This is a genomic window from Fibrobacter sp. UWH6 (genome assembly GCF_900142465.1).
GTDB lineage: Bacteria > Fibrobacterota > Fibrobacteria > Fibrobacterales > Fibrobacteraceae > Fibrobacter.
Genome location: NZ_FRAX01000006.1, coordinates 183,592 through 191,847, shown reverse-complemented (window position 1 = coordinate 191,847; position 8,256 = coordinate 183,592). Strand labels below are relative to the sequence as shown.

Annotated in this window: 9 protein-coding genes; all 9 read right to left on the bottom strand. The window is 48.9% G+C overall.

Annotation, left to right across the window (positions count from 1 at the left end):
* Positions 1–527 precede the first annotated feature (527 nt).
* The 9 genes from BUB73_RS17230 to BUB73_RS07645 all read right to left on the bottom strand — a co-directional run bounded on the left by BUB73_RS17230 (position 528) and on the right by BUB73_RS07645 (position 8,149).
* Positions 528–689: a hypothetical protein gene (locus BUB73_RS17230; RefSeq protein ID WP_170932284.1), complete on the bottom strand. Its 162-nt coding sequence runs from the start codon at positions 687–689 to the stop codon at positions 528–530.
* A 12-nt stretch (positions 690–701) separates the two neighbouring features.
* Positions 702–1,826 (bottom strand): hypothetical protein, encoded by a 1,125-nt coding sequence (locus tag BUB73_RS07680; RefSeq protein ID WP_073160041.1) that lies wholly within the window; start codon positions 1,824–1,826, stop codon positions 702–704.
* 132 nt (positions 1,827–1,958) lie between these two features.
* Entirely contained in the window at positions 1,959–2,930 is a 972-nt protein-coding gene (locus tag BUB73_RS07675; protein WP_249269335.1) for a tetratricopeptide repeat protein, read from the bottom strand.
* Positions 2,931–2,958: 28 nt separating this feature from the next.
* Positions 2,959–3,615 (bottom strand): TonB family protein, encoded by a 657-nt coding sequence (locus BUB73_RS07670; protein ID WP_073284813.1) that lies wholly within the window; start codon positions 3,613–3,615, stop codon positions 2,959–2,961.
* A gap of 114 nt (positions 3,616–3,729) precedes the next feature.
* Positions 3,730–4,134: an ExbD/TolR family protein gene (locus BUB73_RS07665; RefSeq protein ID WP_073160035.1), complete on the bottom strand. Its 405-nt coding sequence runs from the start codon at positions 4,132–4,134 to the stop codon at positions 3,730–3,732.
* Positions 4,135–4,136: 2 nt separating this feature from the next.
* Positions 4,137–4,895, bottom strand: coding sequence for a MotA/TolQ/ExbB proton channel family protein (locus BUB73_RS07660; RefSeq protein ID WP_083538222.1), 759 nt, complete (start codon positions 4,893–4,895; stop codon positions 4,137–4,139).
* A 12-nt stretch (positions 4,896–4,907) separates the two neighbouring features.
* The gene (locus BUB73_RS07655) at positions 4,908–6,413 is read right to left on the bottom strand and encodes a MotA/TolQ/ExbB proton channel family protein (protein WP_083539692.1); all 1,506 of its coding nucleotides are present in this window, start codon (positions 6,411–6,413) and stop codon (positions 4,908–4,910) included.
* The gene (locus BUB73_RS07650) at positions 6,413–7,207 is read right to left on the bottom strand and encodes a DUF3450 family protein (RefSeq protein ID WP_073160032.1); all 795 of its coding nucleotides are present in this window, start codon (positions 7,205–7,207) and stop codon (positions 6,413–6,415) included. Before BUB73_RS07650 ends, BUB73_RS07655 begins: the two co-directional genes overlap by 1 nt.
* A 198-nt stretch (positions 7,208–7,405) precedes the next feature.
* Positions 7,406–8,149 carry an ankyrin repeat domain-containing protein gene (locus tag BUB73_RS07645; protein WP_073160030.1) on the bottom strand — a complete coding sequence of 248 codons (744 nt, stop codon included), beginning with the start codon at positions 8,147–8,149 and terminating at the stop codon, positions 7,406–7,408.
* Between the last annotated feature and the right edge of the window lie 107 nt (positions 8,150–8,256).

The following is an 8,256-nucleotide window of genomic DNA, read 5'->3' as shown; positions in this document are numbered from 1 at the left end:
TCATGTTTTCTTTTGTTCATGTATTTTTTCGGTTGTTGCGCACACCTTTGCGGGAAGGCAAAATCGCCACCAATCCTATACACGCTTTTTTGCGGGGAATGGATCCCGATTTTTTGAAAAATGATTGTAAAATTTTTTAGCACGAACAAAGAAGCGCTGTCATCCCGGCCTTTGCGATTGTCATCCGCGTGAAACGGAGCTTTGCATTTTGCGGAAGCGCTGTCATCTGCGTGAAACGGTGCTTTGCAATTTGTCGGCTACTTTTACGCATTTTACAGGAGGCTTTCGCAAGGTCACCGAGCCTGCCGAGGTGCCCTTCGACACCTCCTCAAAGAGGATAACTCAACTAGGGCACTGATGTGGCGAGTTTCGTATAGCTCAGGGATATGGGAATGCCGACTCAGAGACATTACGCGGTGAAGGCTCTGGTTCGGGAATGTCGATGCCGAAACAAGTTCGGCATGACGTACGAAAAAAAAAGACCCCGGGTGGATCCGGGGTGACTGTGGAGGCTATTTGTAAATAAATTAAGCCTTTTTATCCATTTCGGGATTGTAGAGGCAGCCGAATTCGCCATCGTATTCAGTGGCTTCGGGGCCACCATCGGTGCCACCGGACTCCATGAGAACGGTCTCGATTTTCATTTCTACAACGTCCATCTTGGGAGCGACATATTCTTTCTTAAACATTTTTTTGACACCTTACTTGATGATGACCTTCTGGCCGTTGTTGTAGTAGGTTCCCTTGACGGTGGGCTTCTTGTTCAGTTTGCGGCCCTTGAGATCAAACCAGAGGTTCTTATCGGTAGAAATTTCACCGGTGCGGGTGTTCATCTGAGCGATGGCGGTGATTTCTTCGTTGCCATTTTCGTCCTTATCGATGAACTTGACAGTAATGACTTCCGGCAGATCTTCGTCAGAGATGGAAGCGACGGATGTTTCGCCATCCGGAGAAGGCTTGCCTTCCTTGTTGAAGCCATTTTTGTTGTAAACTAAGTAAGCACGCATGGGCGGAACGGAAGCATTGTCACCAGCCTTCACAAAAGAGCCTGCTTTGACAACAACTTTTCCCTGATCATCCTTTTTTTCTGCAGAAGCAAAGCCATAAACACCAGCCTTAGTATCTGCAGTAAATTGAATTTTTTCATATGTTCCCATGAAATTCCAAGTACCATTCAAAGAACCGGCATCAAAGCTATACTTGCTTTCTACAAATTTATCTGTTTCAGCATCATAGTTCTTTTTAAGTGTGTAGGAGCAGCCATTACTATTGGCAAAACTCATATAAGCATAATGAATTCCGTTCTCGTAACCTTGAGAAAGAACGGGCTTTGCAATATAAGGTTGATGAGCAGCAATTTCGGTGGTCTCTTCCGCAGCAACAAAAGAAGAACCGTTATAGCTAACAATTTTATAAAACTTAAATGGAATCTGATTTTGTCCATATTCAGTTTTATCAATGCAGCTAGTCTTGAAACTAAAAGGGAAAACTACAGTGGAATATCTAGGATTGTCAAAATACAAAGTGAACTTTCGGTCATAGGTAATGGAAGCTACAGCGATATCCTCGGGAATCTTGATCGCGTCCAGGCGGGTTTCACCATCACCATCAATCGTTGCTACAAACTCTGAGGATGTGGAGGAGGAGGACTTACAACCTATTTCGAAAGAGCCACAAGTGGTCTTTACCGTAACATCATACCTCTGTACAGAAACCGCTCCATAAACAGAGGGTTCTCCAACAGCAGTCTCCGTTGTTGTTGTTGTTGCAGCGCCTGCAGTTCCAGCCATCAGCCCGATGAGGGCCAAACCAAACAATTTTTTCATTTTTTATTCCCTGATAAATAAAAATTTTTGAAAAATATAGAAAACCCTTGTCAAAGGACAAGTTTTTTGTAAAGATTTCATAAGTTTTTGTTGTATTTTTAGGCAGTTTTGCAACGATAGCCAGCAACGGGGCTATTTCTTTTCGCGGATGCGCTTGTAGAGGCTTTCGGCCTTTTCAGTATCGCCTTCGTTAGAGAACACATGGCCCACGTTTTCGGCACCGATGCGTCCCTGGGAATTGCCTGCAAGCCAAGCCTTCATATAGCATTCGAAGGCTTCGTCGTAGCGTTTCTGATTGAAGTAAATCTGGCCTAGATCAAGATTCAAATCGGCGACGCCTTTCTTATGGCGCAAACCTTCTTCCAAGGTAAAGATGGCCATCCAGGGGGATTCCTGCTTCACGTACATCTGAGCCAGGTAACGGCGGGCAGAAACATTTTCCGGATCCATCAGCAGTCCGTTTTCCATTTCGTTCAAGGACTTCTTGGTGGAATCCATGCTACGATAGTAGTAAGCCATGGTAAAGTGGACATCTGCGCCAGCGGTGGCGGTCATCTGTAAGGCATTCTGCAAAGTCTTGATAGCGTATTCATAATCGCCTAACTTTTCATAGACTTCGGCCAAGCCATACCAGGCATCCATACGATCCGGATTCAGCTGGAGAGCCCGTTCAAAATTTTTCTGGGCAAGAGTCCAATCGCGGCCCTTCAAATAACATTCAGCCAAGGCAAAATGGACATGGTCCGATTCTACACCCAGTTCCACTGCGCGGTTATAGGCAGCAATGGCCTCTCCCGCATCCCCAGCCAGGTAATAGATGTCGCCCATGAGCATCCAGGCTTTCTCGAAATTGGGCAGCAGTTCCACAGTACGGCGGTAAGCCACCAAGGCCACTTCCTTGCGTCCCAGCTGAACAAGTGCGTTACCCAAATTGAACCAGGCAAAAGGTTCATACTTGCCATCATCAATGGCAGCACGATACAGTGGAACAGATTCCTTGTACTTGCCCTGGTCGTAAAGTTCGTTTGCCTTGAAAAAGTAATCGTCGGCAGCAAATGCCGTTGAAGAAAGCAAGAAAAGAATGCAGACAAAGAACGAAAGCACTAGATTCTTTGACTCAGAATGACACACTCTAGTTAACAAAGCGGAACTCCTTTGTAGCCTTCTGGGCCACGGGATATCCGCTTAACTGAGCGGGACTGAACTTCCACTGACGAACAGCATTCAAGGCTTCCACATCAAAGCCATAACCTGCAGGTTCCTGGGTCAACACCTGAGCCTGAGCCACATCGCCGTAAACGTCAATCACAATCAAGACCTTCACGTAACCCGAAACACCCATGCGCTTGGCCTTTGCAGGGAACTTAGGCTGCACTTCACGCAATACACCGGCCTGTTCGTCCACTTCGCCAGCTTCATAAACAACATTTTCCATGCCGCCAGTACCAACGGCAACACCATCGCCTGCAGCACCACGAGCCAGGGACAAATCCATAGAGAAGTTCTGACTGCGGGCCATTCCCATATTGGAAGAGATCTTGAAGGGGTTGGGATTCACAACAGTACGTAAAACCTTTTTCTGAACTTCGGGCTTCTTTTCGCTAACAAGGACTTCCACCTCGGTAACGGCTTCCAGTTCCTTTTCGGCCTTAACGCCCTTATCGAAGAACAAAGCGTTGATCACAGGAACAGCCAAGAAGAACACCGCACTCACCACAAAGGAAAGCACGAATGCCGCCGGAAAGCGGAAATACTTGACCATAAAATCTGTGAACGAAAAGTTTTTCATATAAATTCTACTTTTAGACTCCAAATTGTTAGATTCTTCGGCTCCACTTCGTTTCGCTCAGAATGACACCTCTCTCGCAGCCCCCTTCACTCTTCACTGTTAATTGCCAATCGCTCACTCTTCCTTATTTGCTGAAATGGAGACTTTGCGGACCTTGGCAATATTACATTCATCCAAAATATCCACCACCACGCCATTGGGTGCGTCACGGTCGCTAACGATAATCACCGGACGATCCGGAGCCTCGGCCATCATCTGACGGAGCACGGTCTGCAGGGTAGAAAGATTCACCTGGGTTTCGTTAATGTGAATGGTTCCCTGGCGGGTAACGCCCACAAGAATACTTTCCTTGGCAAGATCCTTGGCGGAACTGGCCTTGGGCTTGGTAACGTCCACACCGGTTTCGCGGGTAAAAGTGGAAGTCACAATAAAGAAGATCAACAAGATGAACACCATGTCCAGCATGGGAGAGACATCGATGCCGCCAGCGTCGCGATTACGTTTACGAATAAAACTCATTTTTATACCTCACTGGATTCTTCGCTACGCTCAGAATGACTCTCTGAAGGGGACACAGGCTGGCTCTCTGAAGAGGAGTCAGGATGACACACTAAAGAAGCATCAAGACCACGTTCGGAATCAAACACATAAGCTTCAAATTTCAGGGCTTCGCTCCAGGCTTCATCTTCCACTTTTTCTACTCGGCTTGCCAAGTAGTTGTAGGCAAGCATCAGGGGGAAAGCCACCAGGAGCCCGGCCTGGGTCGTAAGCAGGGCTTCGGAAATGCCGTCAGCCAGAAGCACCGGATTTCCAAAACCAAAAAGCTGGATGGTTTCAAAAGTATGGACCATGCCGCTAACTGTACCCAACAGGCCAAGCATAGGCGCTATAGCGGCGCAGGTAGAAATGGTCTTCAAAGACTTCGCCAAGTTCAGCGAAATGCGATGGCGAGTAGCTTCCATAGCATTACGTACCGCCACAGGACCTTCATGATGATGGTTGCGTACGTCTTCGGCCAAGGCCAAAAAGTAACCGTAGGGGCGCTTGCGGAGTTTCGCAAAGGCGGCGTCCTCCCCCTTCTTCTTCAGCAACCGCCAGAAAGAAGACTGGGACTTTCCGCGGAGCATAAAATAGTAGCCATAGCGTTCCAGCATCAGAAACCAGCCAAACCATCCCAGCACAAAAATCGGTGCCAGGACCCAGCCCCCTCTAAAGAGGATGCCGAAAGCCGCTTCCAAGACGGAATTCTGATCTACGCCAGCAATCACTATGGGATCCATAACAACCGCGAATTACTTTTCTTTAATCCAAAGGGCATTCAATACAGCCAAGCCAGCCTTTTCCATACGACCACGAAGAGCGTCGGCACGGTTAGCCAGGAAGGTATGCAGAAGCTGCAGCGGAATAGCCACAATAAGGCCAGCTTCCGTCGTCACAAGGGCAATGGAAATACCGCCAGCCAAAAGCTTGGGGTCGGAAGTGCCATGCATGGTAATGACATCAAACAATTCGATCATACCCATCACGGTACCCAACAAACCAAGGAGCGGAGCCGTCGCCGCAAACACGGAAACCCAGGTAAGTCCAGATTCAATCTTGGGAACGTCTGCGGAGAATACGCCTTCCAAGGCCTTTTCTGCAGCAGCGCGGCCACCATATTCCTTGTTAAGAACGGTTTTCAGTACCTTTCCGACTTCCCCATGGGCCTTCTTTACATGTTTGCGGGCCCCTTCGATGTCTCCCTTATCCAAAGCTTTCAAGGTTCGGCGAACGCCAAGACCGCCAAAGCCAAAGATCAAGAGCCACAGCAGGCGCCAGGCCACAATCAACAGACCCAGACCGAAGATGGCCACGATGGGGTACATCAAAATGCCACCGTTCTTGAAGAAAGTCTTCAGTTCATCCTTCCAGGTGGTTTCCTGGTGGTTAGCCAGTTCACTGCTCAGTTCTGTACTCAGGAGCACGTCCACCGGCACCATAACATGGGCGGAATCCTTGTAACTGCCAAAAGCAGTTGTAACTTGAGTCTTTGTTTCGGGAGTCAGATTTTCTTGCCAGCTGAAGGAGCGTTTCTTTTCGCCAGCCACAGGGAGCATCAAGGCAGAGGCGCTATTGCCGGCGGAATCCATGACCGCAGTAGACTTCTGCATGGCAAACAAACCACCCAGACGCATGCGGTAACCCTGGGCCACAGCGGTACCGAACACCAGTTCGGCCTGTTCCACCTGCACTTCGCGGGTAAAGGCCATCTCGTTCTTGGCCACATTCAAGATAGACTTGGCAATACGGAGAGGATCATCGCGATACAGACCCATTTCCTTCTTCACCTTGTTCTGGACTTCTACGCGTTCAGCAATCTTGAAGGGAATTCCCTGTTCCTGGAACTTAGCCAACGTCTCAAGACGTTCGGGACCAGCAGCCAGAGAAAGGTATTCGGCGCGGGCCTTTTCAGCCTGGAGCTTTACCTGAGCCAAGTCTTCACGGGCAACGCGGACATCTTCGAAAAGACGGGCGCGTTCGCTCATGAGAGCGTCAACCTTTTCCTTGTTTTCCTGATACTTCTCGTTAAAAAGTTCACGTTCCTGATTGGCGGTTTCGCGGTCCTTCCAACGGGCGGCCACGGCCATGTCGCGTTTCTTGCGGGCTTCTTCCAAGTCAGCCTTGGCGCTGTTCAGTTCAGCACGCAGCTTTACAGCATCAATGGATTCTCCGCCCTTCTGAGCCATTGCGGGAGCGGCACAGAGAACAGCGGCAACAGCCACAGGGGCAATCAACTTACGAAGGTTAAAGAACTTCATTACTTAGCCTCCGCGGGAATAAATACAGGGATTGTAACCAGACGGGGAGCAGTCTTGCCCTCGGCCACCTTCATCACGTCCTTCAGGACGGTACGCATGGCCAGGTCGTCAGAAACATTCTTCCACTTATAGGCACCCTTATCGGTGCGGGTCAACCAAAGAACGTCGTTACCGTCGTTGCTCACAAAGATGGCGGCCACGGCACCATAACGCATGAACTTGCCGGCAACGTTGCGTGCATCCACCTGCAGGAATCCGTTCCACACTTCGGTGGTGTACCCAAGGCGGATTCGGTCATAGAAAACTTCCAAGGTGCGGTTGAGGCCATCGTCAGCCTCGATCAGGCTCTTATGAAGCTGATTGGCGATTTCCTTAATGCTGGTGACCGTTTCCTCGTTGCGGTACGGGAAATCGGACTCAAACACGGGAACCAGTGAATCGATAACCTTAGCCAGGGATTCATTGTATTTGGCCTTGCGGTTTTCAAAGTACTTGATGGTACCGGCGGTCTTCTGGCGTGCTTCAGCCAAATTCTTGATTTCGGCCTTGAGGGAATCGATTTCGGCCTTCAGGGTCTTATTCTGGGTAGCAAGAGCCTGAACTTTCTTGCGACCAACTTCCACAAATTCGGCGTGGCGCTTCTTTTCGGCATCGTGCATGGATTTTTCGCGGGCAGTTTCGGCTTCCACCGCCTTAATCTGACGACGGACGCTTTCAACCGTTTCTTGGGCACCGGCAAAAACGCCAGTCAAGCACAAGCATAGACACAACTTGGTCAGTAAAGAGAACTTCATAACCTAAAAATACAAAGAACCATTGCGTAAAATGCAGAAATTCTCAAAAAAAACGGAATTATAAGCAATTAAGAACAAACTTCACCCCGATAGGCAGAAAATCAGGCGGTCTACTCCCCTAAACGCAAAAAAATCCGCAGAAAAACTGCGGATTTTTTCGAATTTTTGACTATTCCAGGGGAATTCTCCCCTCAAATCTTACTTGCCCTTGGAATCCTTGAAGTACTGCGGAGTATTCTTGGCGCCAGCCTTCTTCAGAGCCTTGATCAGACGGGTGTAACCTTCGTTGGTTGCCCAGTCCAGAACAGAGTAGCCCTGACCGCACTTGGCGTTCACGTCAACACCCTTACCAATGAGGAACATCATAGCGTCATACTGACCGTTCTTGACAGTCCAGTGGATGGGCATATAACCATCGGCGCTACGGGTTTCCAGGGAAGCACCGGCGTTGGCGAGGATTTCCAGCATGTCGACCTTACCAGCCTTAGCGGCCAGGAGAACTGCGGTACCCAGAGTCTGGGGATCAGCGCCTTCGGCCTTCAGCTGAGTGAGGAGGCGGGAAACAACTTCCTTGTTGCCCATCATGACAGCGTTGTCGATAACAGCTTCGCCGTTACCGTTGCGGACGTCAGCCTTTGCACCATGGGCAAAGAGGTAGTCCAGAACAACCATGTTACCCTTGTTGGCAGCGATAGCAACAGCGTTGTTGCCGTTGTCGGCGGGCTGGTCGATTTCGAAAGATGCCTGGAGGAACAAGGTCATCTTAGCGGTATCGCCATTAACAGCGAAGGAGACAAACTGGTTCGGGGTAAAGGCAATCTGCTGCTTAGTCAGATACTTACGGACGGAAGCCGGATCGTTAGGATCCATCTTATCGTCACAAGCCGTCAAAGAAAACATCAAACTGGCAGCGCAAAGGGCACCCAAAATCTTCTTGTTCATAATATTACAGCTCCAAATAGAGGTTTTTGCTTTTTATGACCGAAAAAATACACTTTTTTCACAAATAATTCACGAAAAATTTCAATTTACACGAAAAAAATTAATTT

Excerpts from the sequence above, each read along its gene's own strand:
- BUB73_RS17230 (WP_170932284.1), bottom strand. The coding sequence starts at position 689 with ATGTTTAAGAAAGAATATGTCGCTCCCAAGATGGACGTTGTAGAAATG.
- BUB73_RS07650 (WP_073160032.1), bottom strand. The coding sequence starts at position 7,207 with ATGAAGTTCTCTTTACTGACCAAGTTGTGTCTATGCTTGTGCTTGACT.
- BUB73_RS07655 (WP_083539692.1), bottom strand. The coding sequence starts at position 6,413 with ATGAAGTTCTTTAACCTTCGTAAGTTGATTGCCCCTGTGGCTGTTGCC.
- BUB73_RS07670 (WP_073284813.1), bottom strand. The coding sequence starts at position 3,615 with ATGAAAAACTTTTCGTTCACAGATTTTATGGTCAAGTATTTCCGCTTT.
- BUB73_RS07660 (WP_083538222.1), bottom strand. The coding sequence starts at position 4,895 with ATGGATCCCATAGTGATTGCTGGCGTAGATCAGAATTCCGTCTTGGAA.
- BUB73_RS07665 (WP_073160035.1), bottom strand. The coding sequence starts at position 4,134 with ATGAGTTTTATTCGTAAACGTAATCGCGACGCTGGCGGCATCGATGTC.
- BUB73_RS07680 (WP_073160041.1), bottom strand. The coding sequence starts at position 1,826 with ATGAAAAAATTGTTTGGTTTGGCCCTCATCGGGCTGATGGCTGGAACT.
- BUB73_RS07645 (WP_073160030.1), bottom strand. The coding sequence starts at position 8,149 with ATGAACAAGAAGATTTTGGGTGCCCTTTGCGCTGCCAGTTTGATGTTT.